General features: G+C 39.1%; 20 protein-coding genes. 9 read left to right on the top strand and 11 right to left on the bottom strand.

The annotated features are described in order from the left end of the window. Nucleotides 1–106: 106 nt before the first annotated feature. The gene (locus QZ265_RS00180) at nucleotides 107–2,179 is read right to left on the bottom strand and encodes a tetratricopeptide repeat protein (protein WP_296402182.1); all 2,073 of its coding nucleotides are present in this window, start codon (nucleotides 2,177–2,179) and stop codon (nucleotides 107–109) included. Nucleotides 2,180–2,364: 185 nt separating this feature from the next. Then, the gene (locus tag QZ265_RS00185) at nucleotides 2,365–3,315 is read right to left on the bottom strand and encodes a polyprenyl synthetase family protein (RefSeq protein WP_296402185.1); all 951 of its coding nucleotides are present in this window, start codon (nucleotides 3,313–3,315) and stop codon (nucleotides 2,365–2,367) included. 677 nt (nucleotides 3,316–3,992) lie between these two features. Here QZ265_RS00185 and fadB point away from each other — a divergent pair. The 4 genes from fadB to QZ265_RS00205 all read left to right on the top strand — a co-directional run bounded on the left by fadB (nucleotide 3,993) and on the right by QZ265_RS00205 (nucleotide 8,943). Continuing rightward, a complete protein-coding gene (gene fadB, locus QZ265_RS00190) occupies nucleotides 3,993–6,152 on the top strand; it encodes a fatty acid oxidation complex subunit alpha FadB (RefSeq protein WP_296402187.1) in 2,160 nt (719 codons plus the stop codon). Between the two features lie 135 nt (nucleotides 6,153–6,287). Beyond that, nucleotides 6,288–7,460, top strand: coding sequence for an acetyl-CoA C-acyltransferase FadA (fadA, locus tag QZ265_RS00195; protein WP_296402189.1), 1,173 nt, complete (start codon nucleotides 6,288–6,290; stop codon nucleotides 7,458–7,460). A 236-nt stretch (nucleotides 7,461–7,696) separates the two neighbouring features. Continuing rightward, nucleotides 7,697–8,143 (top strand): hypothetical protein, encoded by a 447-nt coding sequence (locus QZ265_RS00200; protein WP_296402191.1) that lies wholly within the window; start codon nucleotides 7,697–7,699, stop codon nucleotides 8,141–8,143. A gap of 221 nt (nucleotides 8,144–8,364) precedes the next feature. Next, nucleotides 8,365–8,943 (top strand): isochorismatase family protein, encoded by a 579-nt coding sequence (locus QZ265_RS00205; RefSeq protein WP_296402193.1) that lies wholly within the window; start codon nucleotides 8,365–8,367, stop codon nucleotides 8,941–8,943. 57 nt (nucleotides 8,944–9,000) lie between these two features. Here the strand turns inward: QZ265_RS00205 and QZ265_RS00210 are convergent, their stop codons facing one another. Next, a complete protein-coding gene (locus QZ265_RS00210) occupies nucleotides 9,001–10,269 on the bottom strand; it encodes an MFS transporter (protein ID WP_296402195.1) in 1,269 nt (422 codons plus the stop codon). Between the two features lie 196 nt (nucleotides 10,270–10,465). Here QZ265_RS00210 and QZ265_RS00215 point away from each other — a divergent pair, with 196 nt between their 5' ends. Continuing rightward, the gene (locus QZ265_RS00215; protein WP_296402196.1) at nucleotides 10,466–11,071 is read left to right on the top strand and encodes an HD family hydrolase; all 606 of its coding nucleotides are present in this window, start codon (nucleotides 10,466–10,468) and stop codon (nucleotides 11,069–11,071) included. Nucleotides 11,072–11,143: 72 nt separating this feature from the next. On the opposite strand, the gene QZ265_RS00220 is transcribed toward QZ265_RS00215, so the two are convergent. Together QZ265_RS00220 and asd are read right to left on the bottom strand one after the other, a co-directional pair. Continuing rightward, nucleotides 11,144–11,860 carry a L,D-transpeptidase family protein gene (locus QZ265_RS00220; RefSeq protein WP_296402197.1) on the bottom strand — a complete coding sequence of 239 codons (717 nt, stop codon included), beginning with the start codon at nucleotides 11,858–11,860 and terminating at the stop codon, nucleotides 11,144–11,146. A gap of 105 nt (nucleotides 11,861–11,965) precedes the next feature. Continuing rightward, nucleotides 11,966–12,850, bottom strand: a complete 885-nt coding sequence (gene asd, locus QZ265_RS00225) for an archaetidylserine decarboxylase (protein WP_296402199.1) — start codon at nucleotides 12,848–12,850, stop codon at nucleotides 11,966–11,968. 166 nt (nucleotides 12,851–13,016) lie between these two features. Here asd and dtd point away from each other — a divergent pair, with 166 nt between their 5' ends. The 3 genes from dtd (at nucleotide 13,017) to phoR (ending at nucleotide 16,031) form a co-directional block, all read left to right on the top strand. Next, nucleotides 13,017–13,463: a D-aminoacyl-tRNA deacylase gene (gene dtd, locus QZ265_RS00230; RefSeq protein WP_296402201.1), complete on the top strand. Its 447-nt coding sequence runs from the start codon at nucleotides 13,017–13,019 to the stop codon at nucleotides 13,461–13,463. A gap of 208 nt (nucleotides 13,464–13,671) precedes the next feature. Beyond that, nucleotides 13,672–14,370 (top strand): phosphate regulon transcriptional regulator PhoB, encoded by a 699-nt coding sequence (phoB, locus tag QZ265_RS00235; RefSeq protein ID WP_296402203.1) that lies wholly within the window; start codon nucleotides 13,672–13,674, stop codon nucleotides 14,368–14,370. 95 nt (nucleotides 14,371–14,465) lie between these two features. Next, nucleotides 14,466–16,031: a phosphate regulon sensor histidine kinase PhoR gene (gene phoR, locus QZ265_RS00240; RefSeq protein WP_296402205.1), complete on the top strand. Its 1,566-nt coding sequence runs from the start codon at nucleotides 14,466–14,468 to the stop codon at nucleotides 16,029–16,031. Nucleotides 16,032–16,238: 207 nt separating this feature from the next. Here phoR and QZ265_RS00245 read toward each other — a convergent pair whose 3' ends face one another. Continuing rightward, nucleotides 16,239–16,721, bottom strand: a complete 483-nt coding sequence (locus QZ265_RS00245; RefSeq protein ID WP_296402207.1) for a peptidylprolyl isomerase — start codon at nucleotides 16,719–16,721, stop codon at nucleotides 16,239–16,241. A gap of 600 nt (nucleotides 16,722–17,321) precedes the next feature. On the opposite strand from QZ265_RS00245, the gene QZ265_RS00250 reads away from it, so the two are divergent. Continuing rightward, nucleotides 17,322–19,328, top strand: coding sequence for a PDZ domain-containing protein (locus QZ265_RS00250; protein WP_296402209.1), 2,007 nt, complete (start codon nucleotides 17,322–17,324; stop codon nucleotides 19,326–19,328). A 28-nt stretch (nucleotides 19,329–19,356) separates the two neighbouring features. Here the strand turns inward: QZ265_RS00250 and QZ265_RS00255 are convergent, their stop codons facing one another. The 5 genes from QZ265_RS00255 to QZ265_RS00275 form a co-directional block, all read right to left on the bottom strand. Next, nucleotides 19,357–19,581: a hypothetical protein gene (locus tag QZ265_RS00255; RefSeq protein ID WP_296402211.1), complete on the bottom strand. Its 225-nt coding sequence runs from the start codon at nucleotides 19,579–19,581 to the stop codon at nucleotides 19,357–19,359. A 149-nt stretch (nucleotides 19,582–19,730) separates the two neighbouring features. Further along, nucleotides 19,731–20,327, bottom strand: a complete 597-nt coding sequence (locus QZ265_RS00260; RefSeq protein ID WP_296402213.1) for a DJ-1/PfpI family protein — start codon at nucleotides 20,325–20,327, stop codon at nucleotides 19,731–19,733. Between the two features lie 165 nt (nucleotides 20,328–20,492). Continuing rightward, nucleotides 20,493–21,119, bottom strand: coding sequence for an organomercurial lyase (merB, locus tag QZ265_RS00265; RefSeq protein ID WP_296402215.1), 627 nt, complete (start codon nucleotides 21,117–21,119; stop codon nucleotides 20,493–20,495). Between the two features lie 185 nt (nucleotides 21,120–21,304). Next, nucleotides 21,305–21,910: a pseudouridine synthase gene (locus QZ265_RS00270; protein WP_296402217.1), complete on the bottom strand. Its 606-nt coding sequence runs from the start codon at nucleotides 21,908–21,910 to the stop codon at nucleotides 21,305–21,307. Nucleotides 21,911–22,064: 154 nt separating this feature from the next. After that, a complete protein-coding gene (locus tag QZ265_RS00275) occupies nucleotides 22,065–24,299 on the bottom strand; it encodes an NADP-dependent isocitrate dehydrogenase (RefSeq protein ID WP_296402219.1) in 2,235 nt (744 codons plus the stop codon). Nucleotides 24,300–24,450 lie beyond the last annotated feature (151 nt).

Consider the following 24,450-nt stretch of genomic DNA (forward strand, 5'->3'; position numbering starts at 1 on the left):
TTAAGTTGTATTTGAATGAGCAAAAGATTCGAGAAAAGACTTATATTATCCATCCAAGACTTAGATTTTAACAAGGCTTTATAAATGCTTATAGCCTTTAGCCATACTAGTAAGACTGCAGACGGTCACTAATGTCTTGCTGACCCACCGCAAAGCGTTGTTTAATATCTTCAAATAAACTATTAACCTTATCTTGATTGCCAAGCCCTTGATAAGCACGTAGCAAAATAATGCCTGAATCTAAATTTGGAGAAACCTGATAGGGCTCTTGTAAATAATCGATAACTTGCTGATATTGGCCTTTTGACAGCGAGTCGGCAGCTATAATATTAAGTGCAGATAAAAAGTTCTGCTGATTAAACAAAGGTGAATTAAACGGCAATTGTAATACTGACTCAGCAAGAGTAAGCGCTTGCTCGACATCCTTTTTATTACCAACTTCATATAATAGCTTGGCGGATGCCACAATATAATCAGGATTTTCTGGGTTAATAAGTAATAGACGATCTAATAGTTGGCGTTTTAATGTCGTATCTTTTTTATTGTCTAAAAGCTGAGCATGAGCGAACATTAACTTAGTATCATCAGGGTACCGCTTACTCGCTTCAGCTAAAGTCTTTTTAGCCTCTGCCAGTTTTTGTTGCTGCCGCAAAATATCGGCCTGCATGATAGCACTTTCAGGACCATACACATCAAATTGTAGGCTTAACTGGTTTAAGGTAGCCAACGCTTGATCAGGCTTGTTTTGTAACAACTGTATAGATACTAATTTTTGGCGTGCTTTTAGTACCAAGTTCTCTTGCATAACCTTGGATAAAAAACGCTCAGCACGGTCAAACTTTTGTTGACGCTCGGCACTAATGCCCAAATAGTAATAAGCTTGGTCAATATACGCAGGTGAGGCTGCCAATTCTGACAATAGCTCATCAGCTTTTGCATATTCGTCAATATCAATACTCACAAGAGCTGCCAGCAAAGTAATCTCTTCATCATGGAATAAATTATTGGCTTCTAATAACAGTTGATGCGCTTCGTGAGTTTCACCTAAATCTAAACGGTAGCGTATCTCGTACAAGTATAAACTCTTATTATCTTTTAGCTTCTTACGCTGGTCACTGACAAATTTAAGCACCTGGTCATCAGGTTGTAGCTGCTTTAAAATATCAGCTTTTAGTAGGATAAAGGGAGCATTATCAGGCTTGTATTTCAATGCTCGATTGACACTAACTAGCGCAATATCAGGCTGTCCCAATTGCAACATTAAACCTGCTTGCATTACTAACAGCGAAGGATTGTCATGTTGAGGTAAACGTAATAATGTTTCGAGTAAAAGACGTTGATCCGCTTTACTGGTGGGATAGATACCGATTAGAATTTCACTCAAATCGGCCTGAGTATCATAGTCCAAAATTTCAGCCAAAACTTTACCAGATAGAGTATAGTCATGTGCTTTTAGTGCCAAGTGAGCCACATAGAATAAGGCAGGAATATGATCAGGGTTTTGCTTCTGCCATCTAACAGCAAAGGATAAAGACTCTTTAGGCGTCTCATATAACAAAGATAACTCTAACGCTCGTTCAAAGACGCTAGTTGAATCTTCCTTAAAAGATTCCTGTTTATAAAGATCAAGCCCGGCGTCAATCTCACCACGATCTATCAAAAATTCAGCTTGCATCACATTAAGTAGGCTAGGCCGCTCATTAGTTAATGACATACGACTGTTTGATAAATCCACCGGATGGCTACTTAGATTTGGGTCTAAGGCTACTTGCTCTGTAATTAACTGATCAGACTTGGCAAGAGGTTTTGAATCATCATTTTTATCAATGATGTTCATAATAGGAGACAATACTCTACGAATAGGGTCAAGAACGCTAGCATTGGCCGTCATTGAGTGAGTGGCCATACTGGCTAGGCTTAATAAAATTAACAACTGTAATAACCGTTGGCGCGTTAAATTAAGCGATTTTGGTTTAGAATTATTGACCGGTTTAATTATGGATCGGTTTGATGTTTTTCTTAATCTTCTTTTAGAGCGTTTAACAGCTATAGCTTTTTCTAGCTCAGAAAATAGGGTACGCTTGATTTTTGAACGCAAGCCAACCTGAGTGCTCTCAAAACCAGAGAGTACCTTGGTTGTTACTCCTTTAGACTTAGTTGTCTGACGCAAGAAAGGCATACATTTCCGATTAGTGAAAGAGGATGAAAAGCGCTTGGTTGTTAATTAAGTTCCTTAATTGGGTAGTTAATTAGTTAGCTGTTTGGTTAGATGCTTAATTAGAAGTTGAATAAGATATTTATATTGAGTAATAAATTAGGTTACATTATAGTCAATTATTAGTCAGTCTAATAGTACTATCCTTATTACTTCTGACGTTGCCATAGCCAATCTGCTAAGGCATTTAGCACGCTTTTTTCACTAAAGCAGCTATCCACCGCTTGCTTGGCATCTACGAATAAGGATTGGGCATAGTCGGTAGCTTTTTCAACGCCCATCAATTTGACATAAGTGGACTTATTTAGACCCTCATCGCTACCCGCTGGTTTACCTAAAGTATCCGTGCTGGCAGTCACATCCAAAATATCATCTTGTACCTGAAATGCCAGACCAATGTTTTTGGCAAAATGCATTAGCGATTGTGATTGCTCAGCGCTAGCTTCGGCGCAAACGCCACCCATTAATACTGCCGCTTCAATCAATGCACCAGTCTTATCACGGTGTATTGTTTCAAGATGGTCTTGATCTATCTGTCTATTTTCAGCATTTAAATCTAACATCTGTCCTGAGACCATTTTTCTGGCTCTTGGGGCAAATACTTTAAGTAGCTTGGCAACCTGATCATCAGGTATAGCTTCAAACCCATCTATATTAGCGGTTAATATTTCAAAAGCTAGCGTTTGTAACACATCACCGGTTAACATAGCTGTAGCTTCATCGAATTTGATATGACAAGTAGGGCGACCACGACGTAAGTCATCATCATCCATGCAAGGTAAATCGTCATGGATAAGCGAGTAGGTGTGTAAAAGCTCCACGGCAAGCATGGCTCGTCGGCAGTTCACTGGCAGCTCTGACGATATCTCAAACGCTATAGTCAGACCTGAAGTAGTCATAGCCTTATTTTGCATCACTGTCTGATAACCACAAGCGACCAATAACGGACGCACACGCTTGCCTTGTCCCATCATGGCGTAATGACAGGCTTCATTTAAAGGGTTTGGCAAGTTGGCATGGTTTAACAAAGAATCAATATCGGCCTCTAATGTAGTAATGACCTGTTGACTTAATTTTTCAAAATTGATTGGCTGTTTCATCATAGAACCGATGCTCGATACAGAAGAGGGTTGACTAACTGTTGACTAACTAACGTCTAGATTAAAGCTTAAATTAAAAGATGGCTTAAATTAAAATAGGGCATAGATTAAAGTTAGGTTGTTCTTATCTTTATGGGGACTAGTTTAACATGTGCAAGTTATGTTTATGACCTGTAGTCAGCTTACAAAACTTAGCAACCTTACTGATAGTGCGTTTAATTAATTGCTTATAATACTCAGTGTAGTTAGATTACTCGTTCAGTCACTTCATAGCTAAACAATACTTTAACCGCAAGGATTATATTTAGGGTAATAAATATTTCTGTAAGAAATAAACATTAAAATATATGACCTATGAGTCAGTGATTGCGCTGTGACAGTAGGGGGTTAAATCCCCTACACTAACCGCCGTAAACCAAAAACGTCATAAAAAAAAGAGGTTTGCTCCAAGATATAAATGAGCAAGTTATATAATAGTAATCTAATACACTGTATATATTCTAATACTATAGAATCGTTTTGAGCATATGTTTTTACGCTTAAGCTTAGTCTGAGCTAATTAGATTATTGAGCCTATTAAACTATGATTAAACTTTGATCAACGTACTTTAGCTTAGGGCGTGGTGTAAGAGCGCGCAAAGCTTATAATAAATCACTAAAATAACAAGGAGATTTACATGATATATCAAGGTAACCGCATTACCGTATCACTATTGGATGATGGCATTGCCAACATGCAGTACAACGCTGAAGGTGAGAGCGTTAATAAATTTGATGCTGAAACCAATAAACAATTCGACGAAGCTGTAACCGCATTAGAACAAGCAGACAATGTAAAAGGTCTAATTGTTACCTCTTCTAAAGGCGTGTTTATCGCTGGTGCAGATATTACAGAATTTGTTGGACATTTTAATAAAGAAGAAGAAGAAATTAAAAATTGGATCGTTGAAATCAACGGTGTATTTAATCGCTTTGAAGATTTACCATTTCCTAAAGTTGCGGCCATTAATGGTGCAGCACTAGGTGGTGGCTGCGAAATGACATTGGTTTGTGAATATCGCATTATGAGCGAAAACGCTCAAATCGGTCTGCCAGAAACTCAACTAGGTATTTTCCCAGGATTCGGCGGTAGCGTACGTACCCCACGAGTTATTGGTATTGACAATGCTTTAGAATTAATCGCAACTGGTAAAGCTCAAAAGCCTGCCGAAGCTCTTAAACTTGGTTTGGTTGATGCAGTTGTTGCTCAAGATGATCTTGAAAACGCGGCTATTGACTTGGTTAAAAAAGCCATCGCAGGTGATTTAGACTGGCAAGCACGACGTGAAGAGAAATTAAACCCTGTTAAGTTAAACCAACTTGAACAAACTATGGCCTTTAGCAGTGCTAAAGCTGCAATCTTTGCAAAAGCCAATCCAAAGCAATATCCTGCGCCTGCTATCGCAATCGAAGCGATTGAAAAGCATGTCAACCTGCCTCGTAATGAAGCAATTAAAGTTGAAGCAGCAGCCTTTGCAAAAGCAGCTAAAACACCACAAGCTGCAAGCTTAGTGGGTGTGTTCTTAAATGATCAAGTGGTTAAGAAACTTGCCAAACAGCATACCAAATCAGCACATGATATCAATGAAGCCGCTGTACTCGGTGCTGGCATCATGGGCGGCGGTATCGCCTATCAAGCAGCTTCAAAAGGCTTGCCAATTATCATGAAAGATATCAAGTCTGCACAATTAGACTTAGGTATGGGCGAAGCGAGCAAGCTACTTAGCCAAATGGTAGAACGTAAAAAAATGACCCCAGCACAAATGGGTGAGACGCTAAGCCGTATTCGTCCTACGCTTAACTATGGCGACTTTGGTGAAACTGACATCGTTATTGAAGCGGTTGTTGAAAATCCAAAAGTTAAACATGCGGTTTTAAAAGAAGTAGAAGGCTTGGTCAAAGAAAATGCCATTTTAGCGTCTAACACTTCAACAATCTCTATCACTTACTTAGCCACGGTACTTGAGCGCCCTGAGAATTTTGTGGGTATGCACTTCTTTAACCCTGTACATCGCATGCCATTAGTTGAAGTTATCCGTGGTGAGAAATCATCAGAAGAAGCGGTTTCAACAACTGTAGCGCTAGCGCAGCGTATGGGTAAAGTACCTGTTGTGGTGAATGATTGTCCAGGTTTCTTAGTTAACCGTGTGTTGTTCCCATACTTTGGTGCGTTTGATCTTCTGCTTAAACAAGGTGCAGACTTTGTCCAAGTTGACAAAGTGATGCAAAAGTTCGGTTGGCCTATGGGTCCTGCTTACTTAATCGATGTGGTTGGCTTAGACACTGGCGTACATGGCGCAGAAGTCATGGCTGAAGGCTTCCCAGATCGCATGAAACCTGACTATAAAGGCGCTATCAAGCATCTATTTGAGAACAATCGTCTGGGTCAAAAAAATGGCGTTGGCTTCTACAAATATGAAAACGACAAACGAGGCAAGCCTCAAAAAACTGCTGATGAAGCCACTTATGAGCTGTTAAAAGAAACCACGGATAGCGAAAAACAACAGTTCGATGATCAGACTATTATTGATCGCATGATGCTTGCATTCTGTAATGAGACAGTTCGCTGCTTAGAAGACAATATCGTATCTACGCCAGCTGAGGCAGATATGGCGATGATTATGGGCGTTGGTTTCCCTCCATTCCGTGGTGGTCCATGCCGTTACATTGACCAAGTTGGTCTTGATGACTACCTTGCGTTATGTGAAAAATATGCTCATCTTGGTAAAGCATATGAAGCACCGCAAAAAATTCGTGATATGGCAGCCGCTGGTGAAACTTTTTACCCAAAAGCTTAATAATCATTTGCAATGACCAAATAGCTAGCAATTAATTAGGTGGCCAGCTTAACCCATTATGATAATAAATTTAGAACCGTTAAATAATGAAACTGGGTTAAGTTGGCGATACGATAAAAATTCAAGGAGTAATACATGACAACATTAAGTCCAAAAGACGTGGTCATCGTAGATGGCGTGCGTACTGCAATGGGTAAATCTAAGAATGGTATGTTCCGTAACGTTCGTGCAGATAGCATGTCAGCTGAGCTGGTACGTGCTTTAGTTAAACGTAACGATTTTGACACCAATGAAGTTGAAGATGTGATCTGGGGATGTGTGAACCAGACTCTAGAACAAGGTATGAATATTGGTCGTAATATAGGTCTATTAGCAGACATTCCAAAAACTGCCGGTGGCCAAACAGTTAACCGTCTATGTGGGTCATCGATGCAAGCGCTTCATACTGCAGCTGCTCAAATTATGACCGACCAAGGTGATGTGTTCATCATTGGTGGTGTAGAGCATATGGGTCACGTTGGTATGATGCACGGCATTGATATCAACCCTGCAGCTTCTAAGCACTATGCAAAAGCTTCTAACATGATGGGCTTAACCGCTGAGATGCTAGGTCGTATGAACGGCATCACTCGTGAGCAGCAAGATGCGTTCGCGCTTGAATCTCATCGTCGTGCTTGGGATGCGACTACCCATGGTCGTTTTGACAATGAAATCATTGGTATTGAAGGCCACGATGAGCAAGGTCATCTTCAGCTGTGTACGGTTGATGAGGTTATTCGTCCGGATACCACAATGGAATCACTAGCAAAACTACGTCCAGTATTTGATCCAGCCAATGGTACGGTTACTGCAGCGACGTCTTCAGCATTATCAGACGGTGCTTCAGCAATGCTTGTTATGAGCGCTCAAAAAGCGAAAGATCTAGGTCTTACGCCTCGCGCTCGTATTCGTAGCATGGCAGTTGCAGGGTGTGATGCTGCTATCATGGGCTATGGTCCAGTGCCTGCTACTCAAAAAGCGCTTAAACGTGCTGGTATGAGCTTAGATGACATACAAACCATTGAACTTAATGAAGCGTTTGCTGCACAAGGTTTATCTGTATTAAAAGCATTAAATCTTTCAGATAAACAGGACATCATAAACATTAATGGCGGCGCTATTGCTTTAGGTCACCCACTAGGCTGTTCTGGTGCGCGTATCACCGTAACTCTACTCAATGCTATGGAACAAATGGATACAGAAATTGGTTTGGCCACTATGTGTATCGGTCTAGGTCAAGGTATCTCTACAGTGATTGAGCGTGTATAGTTTTTAAAATGCTTCTTAAAGCGAGATAAAATTAAGCTTGTAACCTTTATTATGTTGCATCAAAAGCACCTCTAGCGTAATGTTAGAGGTGCTTTTTTTGTCTTATTTTAGGTGGCTATTTTTGTGTTATCTCTTAAGCCATTGTCTTTCAAGGTATGGTCTTTCAAGGCATTTTTTCTTAAGCGAAGGATATAAAAATCTCAATCAAAGGATATAAAATAAAAGGTACTGTGGTTATGTCTATTAATAAAATTTCTAAAAATATACCAGCTACCCATGACTCACTATCTCCCAGTGAAACTCCTAATCGTAGAGGCACTTTAACCAAGCTATTTGTCATTTCAGCAATTGGCATTGGTTTGAGTTTTTTTTCAAATAGTAAACTTGTGGCCAATGCAATGGCTGACAAAGTAGGACAAGATTCATTAAAACCTCAAGTGATTGTTGGCAGTGTGCATAAGTCTTTAGAGCAGTTTAGCCTGACATCCGAACAGGGCATGCAATATCATATCTCTGACCCTAGTAATATCTTAGATGATTTGGCCAAAAAAAGAGGGGTAGTAGATAGTTTTTATACCCTAAACCGTGTCCGTGTTAAGGCGATAATTAGCAAAGCTGGTAATTATGGTCATATGGGCTTTTATGAGCGACAGATTAATATTGTCGGTATCGCGGATAGTTAATACTTTTTAACTTTACTGAATGCTTAGTACTCGATCTAAGGTACTCGATGCCAAGTACTGCATGCTTTGCACTGGATGATTAGTGATATTAAAGCCTAACGATTACTACGGTATTTGGGTTTATATTATAACTTGTGTGCACCAAAGCGTTTGACCTAGTGATACTAATATGACTTAATAGTAATTGATATTTTGGTTCCCAAAAACACAAGGAGTGTGTTATGTCAAAAACTATCACCACTGATAAAACCTATCGTATTATGCGCGATAATACTCAAGCGATGATCATTGATGTGCAAGAGAAGCTTACGCCACATATATATCGTCAACAAGAGATAATTTTAAAGATAGTTACTTTAATTCAAGGCCTACAAATACTTGGTGTACCCCTTGTGCTTAATGAGCAATACAAAAAGGGGCTTGGTGAAACGATTCCTGAGATAATGGAAGTACTTGATACTTCAAAGGCCAAGATTATTGAAAAAGTCACTTTTAGTGGCTGTGACAATGATGAAACTTGGAACTATTTGGCGCAGCAGAACCGTATTTCGATCTTGGTGTTTGGGGTAGAAACTCATGTTTGTGTATTACAAACGGTACTAGATTTGCTCGATAATGGCATGCAGCCGGTAGTCATAGCTGATGCTACAGGCTCACGTAATGCTTATGATCGTCGTCAAGCGATTCGTCGTATGCGGAGAGCCGGTGCAGTCATAACCACTACAGAAGCAATCTTATTTGAGCTTTGTCGATCCAGTAAGGATCCTGCCTTTAAAGCAATTAGTCAGCTTGTTAAATAGCCTAAAATTACCTAGTAGGCTTAATTAAAGCGTTAATGTGAGTTAGGTTAAGCTAAGCTAAGCTATTCTTCTAGTAACCGTGGCTCTATCTTTAAGTTGTAGGACTAAAAATCCTGCAATAACCACTGCAACAATCAATACCCAGCCAGTGTAAGACCAACTACCTGTGGTTGCTTTAACGCCTTGCATTATCATTACGATCACCACTCCACCCAAATTGCCCATCATCATAAGCATGGCTACAGCTGAAGCCGCTTGTGAAGGATGAACCGTGTCTTCAGCCGCCGCAATCAGTAATGGATAACCCGCCAGCAAAAAGAAACCCAATAAAAAGCTGGTAACCAGTGTGGCTGTACCTGTGGTGGTATAAAGCAGCGGGTAGGTAGCAACGGCACCCACGATAGTGGATAATATTAAAAACAGGCGACGCTTTTGTAAATAATCAGATAGTAAGGGAATAGTCAAAGCCCCTAGGATACCACCGACGATAAGCATGGCTGTGATGATACCTGCTGTAGTTTCGCTGATGCCTCTAGGCGCTAAAATAGGCGCTATCCAATTACTTAGCCCATTAAAGTAACCCATGGCAATAAAAACTGACAATGAGATAAGCCATAAACGTTTGTTTTTGAGTAATGATTCGATTTCACCAAGTGAAATAACCACCGCTTGACGTCTGGGCTTTTCTTCTACCATTATAAAAAAAACCAATACCGCTACTGCAGTCACAGCGATATTTATTAACAACATTCCAGAAAATCCAAACAGCTTGATCAATGGAGCAGGGGCAAAGGCGCCTAGTGCAGTGGCAAGAAACATACCGCCCATAATAACGCCTGTCACTGTGGCGATTTGTGACTTATCAAACCAGTCTGTAGTCACTAAGTTGATGGCATTGGTAATATAGGGCTGAGCTATGGCAATGAGTAGTTGGCCGACCAAAACCAGCCAATATTGACTCATACCTAGCCAACGTACAATTGCGCCTGCTAACATTAGGATAGCTGCATAACCGACCACCTTTTTGTAGCCAACATGGTCCAATAACCTGCCTGAAGGTATGGCCAATATCACAAATACTATAGGAAACATCAGAGTTAAAAGATTTGCCCAAAACTCACCGACACCAAAATGCTGTTGGGTACTAATAATAATAGGCGCGAAGGTTAGCCATAAGAATTGATTGACGCCGAGTAATAATGAAAAGCCGGCAATAACTCGCCACTTTTGAAAGGGCTTTTTTAGTTGAGCTTGAGTATTTTTGCCACTATCCTTGGGCATAATCTTTGGATTTGGCTCATGGGTTGCTGCATCATCTACTGGCATAGATCATCCTTGTCGTAGCATAAGTGATAATTTATTATGTGCCTTTAGATAGGTTTTATCAACATAAAACCCGATTCATTATTTAGTTAGCTAATTTAGTTAAGTTAGCTCAGTTTAATATCTGATAACAGATAGTTGACCTAAGATGGATATAAACATCAAACAGAGTATTTTTTTTGATAATAGAGGCTAAATTATGCCATTAATTAATAATGACAAAATTGATATAGAAGAGGTGAGTAAGTACTTATTAGAGCTTGATGCTTTAAAGCGAGTTAATCGACGTAGTTATGTGCCCCAGACTGACCGATTAGAAAACTCAGCTGAGCATTCTTGGCATTTGGCGATGGCCTGTTGGTCTATTGCTGAGCTATGTAATCTTGATGTTAATCTTGAGAAGCTACTTAAACTTGCATTAGTGCACGATTTGGGTGAAATTGATGCTGGCGATACATTCTTATATGCCGATACCCGTAGCCAAGCTCATGTTCAAGAGCGACAAGGCATTGAGCGATTAATGGCACAGCCTGGCAATGGGATTCATGATTTAGTAGATATTTGGGATGAACAAGAGACAGGCAGTAGTAATGAGGCTCAGCTACTTAAGGTTATTGATCGATTATTACCATTTTTGTTAAATATAAATACTGAAGGTAAGACTTGGCGTGATCATGAGGTTAAGCGCTCACAAGTAGCTGGCATGCATGCGTTTATTGCAGATATTTTTCCTAGTTTACATAAGTGGATATCAAAGCAAATAGAGTATGCCACGCAAAAAGGTTGGCTAATAGAAGATAGTTAACCTATATGAAGATTTATATAAAATTAAGGTATAAAACTTCATACAATTTTCATGTATTGCCCTAAACCCTACTTACCACACGATTTCAATTGGGGTTCCCACTTTAACGGCATTCATAATCTCATCCATTTCGGCATTGGTAACTGCCAAACAGCCATCGGTCCAATTTCGCTGCTGGGTTAGCTCTGCAAATTGTCCAAATCCATTCATTTGACCATGTATCATAATATCGCCACCAGGATTAACGCCACGAGTCTTAGCTTGCGCTCTATCTGTATTATTGGGGTAGCTAATATGGATGGATCGATGTGCAATTGAATTCTCATTTTTATAATCTAAAATATATAAGCCCTCTGGTGTTCGCTCATCACCTTCTTGCTGCTTATGGCCTTTAACCACATCTCCTAGCGCAATATGATAACTTTTAACCGCTTTACCATCTTGCAGGAGATATAATTTTTGTGTGGATTTATCAGCATATACTTTATCTATATTCGCTTCAGCAAGACTGAGTGGTGAGGGTGAAAAATGTTTATCATAACCCGATTGCTCGAAAGAGGATTGCACTCTTATCAATTTTTCTAATTCTTGTTCGCTTGATTCTTTGGAAATAAGCAATACCAGAATGCCCAAAACAAATATCAGCAAAAAAATTATTTTTATAAGGTGATATTTTTTATGATGGTTTTTTATAGCAAGATGAGTGGACTGCCTACATGCGGCTGTATGTGAGGTAGCATTTGATAAGGATTTGTTAGAAGCGTTTGATGAAGATTCTAAATTGGGCATAGGATTACCTGTACATCACAGCAGTCAAAGATAATTGATTATGACTATGACCTATGTGAATAACAGGTATATAAGATGTATTTTGGATGGAAAGCTTATTCGAGATTACTTATTGGCTATTCCCAAAAGTTGTCCCATCTGCACTGCAGAACCAGATTGCATAGTTTTTGACCACTCAACACCGGCCGACTTTGGCATTACCACAATTGCGGTAGAGCCCAAATAGAAGCGTCCTAATTCATCGCCTTTATTAAGGGTGAGATTATGCGCTAGGGTTTGTATAGAGTCACTGCGCTCGATTTTGCCGGTAGCAACCGTTTCAATTCCTGCAACAATCATTGCCCCTACCAACACCACTGCAGCACGGCCATGTTGAGTCTCAAAAATACAAACTAGACGCTCATTGCGCGCAAACAAATCAGGAACATTTTGAGCAGTAACATTATTAACTGAGAATAAAGCACCGGGCACATAACGGGTTTCGATCAATTTGCCATCAAAAGGCATGTGTACACGATGATAATTACTGGGTGCCAGATAAACAGTGGCAAAACTACCAGCACTGTAATAATCAGCATCCTTATTGTCAGTGTCTGCCAATAAATGGCCGACGGCATAGTAACGACCTTTGGCTTGCAGTAATTGATCTTGTTCAATATAACCTATCTGTGAAATTACGCCATCAGCAGGCGAGACAATGCCGTTTGCAGTGTCATTAATAGGGCGAGCATCCTTTGCTAATTCACGAGTAAAAAAATCATTGAAGCTTTTAAAGTCGCTTAGGTTTTTTCTACCATACTCATCTAATGTAATGCCATACGCTTTGGCAAACATACTAACAAAAGCCTTCTTTACGAATGGGTTGTTGCTAGCAGCAAGCCGACCTGCGGTTTCGCTTAACTTTTGTTGAGGCACAACATGTTGTATGGCAGTAAATATACCGTCTTTGGTTAGCAGCTGTTGAGCTTGTTTTTTGATTGACTCTTTCATAATATTTTTCATAAGGCTGTTCAACGTAAGATAGGGAAATAAAGATTCATTGATAGGGTTAAATATAAGATTAGTTTATCATGAATGCTATCTAATATAAGGGTATAGATAGAAGATATTGGTCTTCATTAACCTTAAAAAAACTAAATTAGGAGGTATATAAATTATGAAGACATTGATTCAAAGGGTTACCAAAGCGAGCGTAGTAGTAGAGGGGAATACGGTGGGAGAAATTAATAAAGGTATTTTGGCTTATATTGGTTTAGGTCCAGAAGATACGTTGCAAACCGCAAAAAAAATGATCGATAAAATTTTGACTTACCGCATATTTGACAATGAAGCTGGTAAGCTTGACCAAAATGTACAGCAAGTACAGGGTGGGCTACTATTGGTATCACAATTTACTTTAATGGCAAAAACTGACAAAGGTCGTCGGCCAGATTTTGGCAGGGCAATGGCACCACAGATAGCCAATGCCTTATTCGAACAAATGGTTGCGTATGCAAAACAGCAGTATGGAGAAGTAAAGACAGGTGAGTTTGGGGCTAATATGTTGGTCAAAGCTGACAACGATGGCCCGCTTAATTTCATTTTAGAAATCGATTATTATTGAATTTAAAAAGGGCTTTTTGATTCATTATAAAAATGATTGTTAAATTAAATGATAACTTAGTCTAATAAGTTAGTTGCTTGTCATCGATTTGTCATAATTATAAGCTGTAATATAACGGTCATAATTTTACGAGATATATTACAGCGTTCTGATATTGTACTTATCCATTATTCAACAATATCAGTGACGTAAACTATAGGACAATAGCATGAATACTGAAACCATATTGGTTGTAGAAGATGAACCTGCCATCCGCGAGATGATTATTACTACTTTAGAGATGGCAGGATTTGAATGTCTGCAAGCGGAGGATGTGAATGATGCTCACAACCAAGTGGTGGATCACAGACCGGCAATGATATTATTAGATTGGATGTTACCTGGCAATCAATCAGGCATTGATTTATGTCGTCGTCTTAAGAAGGACGAGATGCTGTCTGAGATTCCAATTATTATGTTAACCGCACGCGGTGAAGAAGATAATAAAGTACAAGGATTGGATGCCGGTGCTGATGATTATATCACTAAGCCATTCTCTACTAGAGAGCTTGTATCAAGAATCAAAGCTGTTCTGCGACGCAGTAGTGTTTTATCTGGCGAAAAGCCTATTGAAGCTAAAGGATTGAGTCTAGATCCCGTGAGTCAACGTCTATCAGCTGATGGTACGCCAGTTGATATTGGACCCACTGAATATCGTCTATTGGCTTTCTTTATGAGTCACCCAGAGCGAGCTTATACCCGAACTCAGTTGTTAGATCAAGTCTGGGGTGGCAACGTTTATGTAGAAGATCGTACTATTGATGTTCATATTCGACGCTTACGCAAAGTACTTGAGCCATACGAATATGCCGGGTTTATCCAAACAGTTCGTGGCACAGGTTATCGCTTCTCAACTCAAGTGCATTGATTTAATAAAGGGCTTAAAATAGGTTATAATTTTTTAATAATCTAAATATTTAGCCATTTTCTTTTATCATTTGTATTACGACAGTTGAGAATGCCATGAGTTTGTCATCGGACAAGAAGCCTACTTTAGAAGTCGATAAGCAAGAGGTTGATGACCAACTAGCGGCAGAAAACACTAAGCAATCTGATTTGGAGAAATCTGTTAAGCCACTTAAATCCTCGAATAAAAAAAGTCAGGCACCCAGTTTACTTAACGAAAAGCAAGTTAGACTGGATAGACAAGGTGACGATCGCCATGGCACCACTTTATTTTGGTCTGATTTCAAATGGTTGGTCATATTAATACTATCCGCAATAGCAGTCGGCGCTTATCTTGGTTCAATGCTTTGGGGCATTATTATAGCCTTATTGCTTTATCATGTTTGGCGTCTGTATGCTGTTCAGAAGTTCTATAATTGGACGAGTAAGTCTTTAACTTTGCCACCTCCCGTATTGTCAGGCAGCTTAACCTTTATCGCCAATCAGCTTTACGATAGTAAAAAACAAGAGCAAATGACCCATCAGAAAATGATGGGATTAATTAAAAAGATTCGTAGCTCCTTACTGGCACTGCAAGATGCGGTGATTTTACTAGATAAAGAAGATACCTTAGAGTGGTGGAACCAAGCGGCTGAGACCTTATTAGACCTGCGCTCAGAAGATCAAGGTCGAAGTATCTTAGATTTGATCAATGTGCCAGAGTTTCAAGATTATTATATCAATGCGGTTTCTCCCAATGAAGGGTTGAGATTGCGCTCTTGGCGTAACTATGAACGTTATTTACAGTGTGAAGTCACTCACTTTGGCGCAGAAAAGCTATTAATTATTTATGATGTGACTCGATTACAGCATTTAGAACAGATGCGTAAAGACTTTGTGGGTAATGTCTCGCACGAATTAAGAACGCCACTAACTGTTTTGATGGGCTATATTGAAACCTTTTCAGATCAGCCTGACTTAGATCCAAAATGGAAGCGTGGCTTTAACTTAATGACCCAACAAACCGAGCGTATGAATCGCATTATTAATGATTTATTGCTGTTATCACGTCTTGAGAATGAAGAGGCTATTCGTTCTGAGCGGGTAGATATGCCGAAACTATTGACCAGTATCTTCGATGATACTCAAATCTATAATAAAGATTATGGCCATTTGATCGACCTACATATTGACTCTCAATTAGATGTTTATGGCTCTTTTGTTTATCTCAATAGCGCTTTATTAAATTTAGTTACCAATGCTATAAAGTACACGCCTAAAGGGGGTGAGATTAGAATTGCTTGGCAAGAGGTTAAAAATGGGTGTCTATTTTCAGTTCAAGACAATGGAATTGGAATTGCCAGTGAGCACCTTGAACGCTTAACGGAACGTTTTTATCGGGTAGACAGTGGTCGCAGTAGAAGTACTGGTGGTACTGGACTTGGATTGGCAATCGTAAAACATGTGCTCTATCAGCATGATGCTAAACTGAACATTGAGTCAGAGGAAAACAAAGGGTCAACCTTCAGTGTTTTCTTTCCAGCGCATCGTATTTATAAAGCGGGCGATGATAAAAGTGATGATAAACTAGAGTGTAATGATGTTGGTATAAAGACTGACCTTAAACAAATAGCAGCAGAATAAATACCTTTATAATAGCAAAGTTATTATAACAGCAAAGATATTTAAACCAAAAAAAAGAGCCATTCATTAAATAAGAATGGCTCTTTTTTTATTTAAATTTGATTGGCTATTTATTGCTATAATTTAATTAAATTTGAGTTTAATAAGTCATGCAACTTAAGCGCTTTTATCAAATAAATAACCAATTGAATAAGAGTTCAATAGTTATTAATGTTGTACACCACCAGTGCCATGCACGTGACCATGGTTTAGTTCGTCTTCTGTGGCTGCACGTACTTCAACGATTTCAACATCAAAGCTTAATTTTTTGCCAGCTAATGGATGGTTAGCATCTACCGTTACTGTTTCATCATTCACATCAGTAACAGTTACAAGCATAACTTGACCTTCAGCTTCAGACTGGAACTGCATGCCAGGCTGAATGTTATCAACCCCTTGGAAATTAGAGCGAGGTACTTGTTGTACTGCTTGCTCTTGGTATTCACCATAAGCGTCAGCAGGTTCGATAACTGCTGTTAATGATTCGCCAGCAGACTTGCCTTCAAGCTCTTTTTCAAGACCTGGGATGATGTTGTTATGACCATGTAAGTAAGCCAATGGCTCACCTTGTGATTGGTCAATAACGTTGCCATTCTCGTCTTTTAGAATGTAATTAAAGCGTACAGCAGTATCTTTTGCGATGGTTGTCATAAAATTTCCTCAAAAAAATATAGGCGTTCTATATGTTAAAAATACAATAAAGTAGGGTGCTTATTATGGCAAAAATAAGATTAATTATATCGAAAACATAGTTAACATTTACCGTAAACTTTTGGTTAGCCACACCTCTGCAAATTGCCTTGTGTTATAGATTGCGATGAAAGACATAAGTTTCAAGTCATGTTCTCAAATTAATTGATAAATTGCTAAGGTTTTTACAAATATATAAGCCTATTTATTAGAGATTTGGCAAAATGTGGCTGAATTAAGCCTAAATTATTTAAAATTTCAGTTAATATCTAATGTAAGTACGAGTTTTAAGGTTCATATGCCTTAAAATCTGACTAATATTTTAATGTTGTATAGCCACCAGTGATTCATATAATAGGAGCTATTGAACTATTAATTATATGTTCAGCATATTTAACTTATATGAAAAAATACAATAAATAAAATACAATCTATTAAAATATTTATTTACATTGTCCTAAATCCTACAGTAGCAAACGCCTAAAATAATCTATTAGTCTTAAAGGCTGGTTACTGTTTTTTATAAGCTAAAAACTCATTGAAATGGATATAAACCCTAATATGACCACTTTGCAGAATATCAAAGGCAATCCAGATTTAAAAAACAACAGCCAAGACAATTTGTCACAGGTTGATTATCATTTAAATTTTAGCCGTTTTAGAGAGCATATAGTGGATGTCAGCCTGACCTTCATCGCTAAACAAGATAACCCTGTTTTATGGCTACCTGCTTGGATTCCGGGCAGTTATCTGATACGTGAATTTGCTCGAAATATAACAGCGGTGCATTATCTATCTATATATAAAAACAGTCTACTTAAAGACAAAACCAATCAATTTAAAGAGAAAACCAATAATCAGCTTATAGAAGACGCTCAGAATCTACCCGATAAAAAAATTCAAACTGCTATGCTTAGAGCTCGCAAACTGAGTAAGAATGAATGGCAATTGACGGATATCAAAGCTGGAGATACGGTACAGGTAAGTTATGAAGTGTACTGTTATGACTTATCGGTTCGTACCGCTTACGTGGATCAAAAGCGTCTTTACGGTAACTTTACTTCGTTGGCACTAGCAGTACAGAATTTAGAAAATTCTGCAGTTACCGTCATGTTGATTGTACCTCAAGCTTTTTATGATATTAATGCTGCAGATAGATCAATCAAACTGGCTTGTGGTCTTAAGCCAACTTACTTGCACAGTGCTAACTTGCATTATTATCACCTGCAAGCTGAGAACTATCATGAACTTATCGACTATCCGTTCGAGATTGCGCCACAAGATGAATTTGATTTTATTGTTCACGATAATTGGCACAATACTATTGCACACCATTTCTATATATCTGGTAAGCACTCAGCCAATATGGGCAGGCTACAGCAGGATATTAAGCAAATTTGCCAGACCTATGTCAGTTGGCTAGGCGATGCTCCATTTGGTAGTGAAGACTATCATGGCTATACTTTTATGACTTATGCGAGCGGTAATGATTATGGTGGTCTTGAGCACATTAACTCGACTAGTTTGGTAGCGCCTCGTAATGATTTGCCGATAGCCGAAGAGCCTGATGAACCTAGCGAAAGCTATCAACGCTTTTTAGGATTGTGTAGCCATGAGTATTTCCACGCTTGGTGGGTTAAGACCGTGCGTCCTGATGTCATGCTCAATGTTGATCTACGTAAAGAAGCATACACCTCACTACTTTGGGTGTTTGAGGGCTTTACCTCCTATATTGATGATTTTATGCTACAGGCATCAGGGGTGGTCAGCAAATATAGCTATCTTAAATTGTTAGCTGCTCAGATTAACCGTTATACCCAAACTCACGGCCGTATGCTACAAAGCGTAGCTGAGTCAAGCTATGATGCTTGGATTAAGCTGTATCGTGCCGATGAAAATACCGGTAATGCTGGTATCAGTTACTATAATAAAGGAGCAATGGTAGCACTTTGTTTAGACTTGACCCTAATGCAGCAAAGTGCAGGTAAATACCGTTTATTTGATGTGGTAAAAGCTTTTTATACCTTGGCAAAAGAGCAAGGGAGGGCAGGAAATCGTATCCGTATTGGTATGGACAATGATAATCTTGAAGCGGTCATTGGTCAGTTTATGGATAAGGAGTTATGGAAAGCGTTTAAAGCCAGATATGTGGATGGCGTTGATGAATTACCTATTCAGGACTTGCTACAGACTAATGGCATAACCTTCAAGTTAGAAGAAAAAGAAAACACTTCACCTTGGGGTATTGCAATCACCGAGACCACAGAAGGTCTAAATGTTAATAAAGTGTTGCGTGATAGCGTGGCTAGTGAGGCGGGGATTTCTGCTAAGGATGTGATTGTAGCAATTGATGGCGTAAAGGCGAGTAAAAAGCAGCTTCAAAGTATTGCAGAATCAAACCTTGAAACCGTACTTTGTCATGCGTTCCGCCGTGATGAATTAATGACTTTTGATGTGGCTAACAAAACCCAATCTGGCATCACAGCTAATCCAAGCTTAGACAAAGTTAGTTTGAGTTTGAACGAGTCAGGGTATGAGACTTGGTTGACGCCTAGCTTTGTAAAGTAGCTTTGTGAAGTAGGTTGGGTTAGGGGAGCTAATCCAGATTTTCGCTACTATCTTGGTTGGTATTGTGGCGTGCGCTAATGATCTGTGTCGTTCCTGCTTTACGATAACGCCACCTATCAAGCGCACGCACCACAGTACTGTACCAAGTATATCTGCTGCAATCTGGGCTAAACGAACTTGTTAGAGCAACGGTGGTTTTTTTACAAGTCAATCTATCCTCAGCCCTTCCTTTAAAAAAAGAAGGTAGCAACATACTCTTACTAAGAGCAAATTTATGTAGGACTAAATAAAATCAAATCTTTTCTTTCGTAAAGTCGAGATTTTATATTTGAAGGGTAGAAGTCTGTACTCTTTTTTATTTTCGAAGCAGTCTAATCAATGCATTAAATGACAATTTTATTTTCAATTCTCACCAAACTCATCCATACGACTATCAGATGCCCATCGATATTCAGTTTCTTTAGCCACTTGCTGAGCAAACTCAATACCATGTCTATCTGCAATAAAACCCAATGCCATATCCATGCCAGCACTCACCCCAGCAGAGGTGTAATATTTACCATCGACCACCCAGCGAGCATGTTTAATCCAATTTACGCTATCAGATTGTGACGTCGCCCATTCCCAAGCTATCTTATTAGATGTCGCTTGCTTGTGATCAAGTAAGCCTGCTTTCGCCAATAAAGCACTGCCCGTACAAACAGACAATACCCATTCAGCATCATTGGCCAGTTGTCGTAATCCTTGCAAAAATTGAATATCCTTAGCCTGCTTTCGAGTACCTAGTCCACCAACGACCAATAAAATATCGGTTGAGTTCGGTAAATTGGTAACAGAGTGAGTCGGCACGGATACATCGTGGGCATTATGAACTAACCCGCCGTTTGGGGAACAAAACTGAACGGTATAACGCTCATTGAGTCTGCCAAACATTTCAACAGGACCGAAGAGATCTAAGGTTTCAAAGTCATCGAATATAAGCGCCGTAATATTTTGCATATCGTTTATCCTCTTACCTAACTTTTTGATTTTTAACTCAAGATAATAATGGTAGGTATGGGTATATTATCTCCTAACGAATTGATTCCATAAATCATATTCTTTGATATAGTTTACAGGCTAAGCTTAAAGCGAGCTCAAGTGACTGTATATAGGAATTAACATTTAAGTTAATGCCATCACTATCTTTTGGGTACGAGCCAATATTTCAGTCATATCGACGACTTCACAGTTATATTGATTGGCATATATTTGTGCATTTTGAGGGTTGGTAAATGCTTTTGTTCGACAGCAAAAGCAAGCCCGTATTGACTCATTCATTTGTGTGTCTCCAAGCGGAAAACTAAACCAGCAGTCATCGCAGTTAAAAACTGAGCCATCAAATTCAATCTTAATTTTAGTCTTATTAATAAAGTCGACAGTACGAATGGTGGCAGATTTTCCTACGAGCTTAGTAATAAAAAAAGCATCCCAAATACACCAAGCGAAAACCTTTCCTGATGGCCATTCAATAACGTGTTCAGTGGTATAATTTTTTTTATCATCAGTGTAATGATAACTTTGGCATCCGAAACAGGATGTTATCTTTCCAGCATGACTGTCAATGCACAATGATGCATGAGTATTATCTTGCATGATTAGTTGATAGTCTTTTGTATTCGGAGATAACCCTTGAGAAAACTGCTCGTATAGACGTAGTAAACTTTGTTTTGCAATAGGTTTTAGGTTTTTTATATCATCAATTAATAAGTAATATAGACTCTTGAAGTTATCAACAGCAAGTACTTCCATAAATATTTTCCATTATATATTATGTTATAACATAACATTTTATACACTGGTTTATACTTATGCAATTAAATAAACCTCTAGATTGTGAATAGATGGTCAAAGTTTGAATATCGGTTTAGATATAACGTTAGGAACGTCTGATTGATAAAGCCATTTATTAAAATTAAAATACGCCTTAATAAACGTTACCTCAACCCCAACTCTTTTAAACGATCATGGCTTAAACTCACCCGCACAAACTCGCCCACACCTATCCCCCCCAGTTCAAACCCTGCTACAGACCAGCGGATAAGACGCAGACAGGGCAGACCCACATGTGCTGTCATGCGTCTAACTTGTCTATTTTTACCTTCATAAATAGTTATCATCAGCCAAGAATCAGGGACGCTTTTACGTTCGCGTATTGGTGGGTCACGTTGCCATAATGGCATGGGTAACTCGTCTTCGCTGACATGATTGACTTTAGCTGGAAGCGTCTTGCCATCTTTTAATACCACACCCTCTTGTAATTGATTCAATTGTTCTTGGGTCGGGATGCCTTCGACTTGAACGAGATACGTTTTACCTTGTTTGCGACCTTGATTGGCTTTGGGTGGATGGGTTATCGCCTTATTAACCTGACCGTCTGCTGTTAAAATTAATAAACCTTCACTAGTAGCATCAAGTCGACCTGCGACGCGTAAGGCTTTATCGCTAAAATAGTGTGATAATGGCGCAAATTTATTATTAGCATCGTCACTAAATTGGCTTTGCACGCCGTAGGGTTTGTTAAATAGGATAACGGATGGCATAAGAGATCTACTATTTTTAAAAATGGTGTTTATAAATATCTGCTTATTTTAACATGCTGTATTGCATAGTTTGGTCTATAAAAAAAGCACCTCAAAATTTGAGATGCTTTTACCAAGAGCTAAATAACTCATAAGCTAAAAATATTATATGTGCCTAGAGTGAGGCTATGGCTTCATTAAAAGTTTTACTTGGGCGCATAACTTGCTTCACAATAGCATCGTCTGGTCGATAATAGCCTTTTAAATCAACAGGTTTACCCTGTACGTCATTTAACTCTTTTACAATCTTGTCTTCATTATCACCAAGGGTCTTAGCAAGGGGTGTAAATCGCTCTTTAAGCGCTTTGTCCTTATCCTGCTTAGCCAATTCTTGAGCCCAGTACATAGCCAGATAAAAATGGCTGCCTCGGTTATCTAGTTCGCCTACTTTGCGAGAAGGCGACTTATTATCAAGCAATAGCCTTTCAGTTGCATCACTTAAAGTATCTGCCAAAAGCTGTGCTTTTGGATTATGAGTAGTACCATCTTCACTACCGTGTTCGGCCTCATGCTCAAGCGATACCGCTAAAGCCAAAAATTCACCTAGCGAATCCCAGCGTAAATGATTTTCTTCAAGTAATTGTTGTACATGCTTTGGAGCTGAACCACCAGCGCCTGTCTCAAACAATCCGCCACCATTCATCAGCGGTACGATAGACAGCATCTTAGCACTGGTACCTAACTCTAAAATAGGAAATAAATCAGTCAGATAATCACGAAGTACATTACCTGTTACTGAGATGGTATCTTTACCCGCTTTTAAGCGCTCGAGTGTATAACGAGTGGCTTGTCTAATAGGCATGATACTGATATCTAAACCTTCTGTGTCATGGTCTTTAAGATAGAGTTCTACTTTTTCAATTAAAGCGGCATGGTGAGCACGTGTCTTGTCTAACCAAAATACCGCTGGCATACCACTAGCACGAGCACGGGTGACCGCTAACTTGACCCAGTCTTGTATCGGAGCATCTTTAACTCGGTTCATACGCCAGATGTCTTTTGCATTAACTTTGTGCTCGGTTAATACCGTGCCATTATCATCAATGACTTGAACTTTACCTTTGCCAGGGAGCTGAAAAGTGGTGTTGTGAGAACCGTATTCTTCTGCTTTTTGAGCCATGAGACCTACATTAGGGACAGTACCCATAGTTGCTGGGTCAAAGGCACCATTTTCTTTACAGAATTTGATAGTCTCGTCATAAAGTTCAGCATAGCTACTGTCAGGAATGACCGCTTTGGTATCATGAAGCTTGCCATCTGGACCCCACATCTTACCGCCGTCACGGATCATGGCTGGCATGGAAGCATCAACAATGACATCGCTAGGTACATGAAGATTGGTAATGCCTTTTTCTGAATTCACCATAGCTAATGGAGGGTTTTTATCATAAACCTTTTGAATATCAGCTTTAATTTCATTACGTTTGTCTTCAGGTAGCTCTTCGATTTTGGATAGTAACTGAGCGAACCCATTGTTTGCATCAACGCCAATCTTGTCAAAAAGATCGCCATATTTGTCAAACAAATCTTTGAAGTAAACGCGCACTGCATCCCCAAATATAATAGGATCAGACACCTTCATCATTGTCGCTTTTAAATGAATAGAGAACAATACGTTTTTGGCTTTGGCATCTTGTACTTGCTGCTCTAAAAACTGAGTCAATACATTAAAGCTTAGAATAGAGGTATCGAATAATTCATTTTTTAGCAAGGGAGCAGGCGACATAAGCTCAGTCTGCTGCCCATTCTCATCGGTATAAACCACACGATAATTAGTTGGTTCATCTATGGTAATGGATTTTTCATCGTCAACAAAGTCACAACAAGCCATGGTTGCCACATGTGTCTTAGAGTCAGGTGACCAAGGTTTCATAGAATGGGGATTGGCTCTAGCATAAGCCTTAACAGCTTTTGGCGCACGGCGGTCGGAATTACCCTCGCGAATGATAGGGTTAACGGCACTGCCTTTAATTTTATCGTAACGAGTACGAACGTCTTTTTCTTCATCTGTCTCAGGCTTATCAGGATAATCAGGTAGATTAAACCCTTTATCTTGCAGCTCTTTAATCGCAGCTTTTAATTGAGGAATAGAAGCACTAATGTTAGGCAGTTTAATGATGTTGGCTTCAGGCTTTAATACCAATTCTCCTAGTTGTTCAAGGTCATTAGGAACACGCTGTGATTCATCAAGGTAATCAGGAAACACTGCTAATATGCGGCTGGCCAATGAGATATCACTGGTTTCAACTTCTATGCCCGCTGTCTTAGTAAAGGCTTCCACAATAGGTAAAAATGAGTGAGTAGCAAGTGCTGGCGCTTCATCTGTTATGGTATATATAATTTTTGACATAAGTATTGTAAATCCTTTTTATTGTTATAAATGAGTTATTTGTAAGCTTGTAATTTGCTTGAGCGTTTTGAGAAAGTTTAATCATACTAAATGGGCAGCTTTATAGTCAGTTTACAAATCGTATCTAGTTGTGAGCTTTATTAAGCCCAAA

This window comes from Psychrobacter sp., from assembly GCF_018260395.1.
Taxonomy (GTDB): Bacteria; Pseudomonadota; Gammaproteobacteria; order Pseudomonadales; family Moraxellaceae; genus Psychrobacter.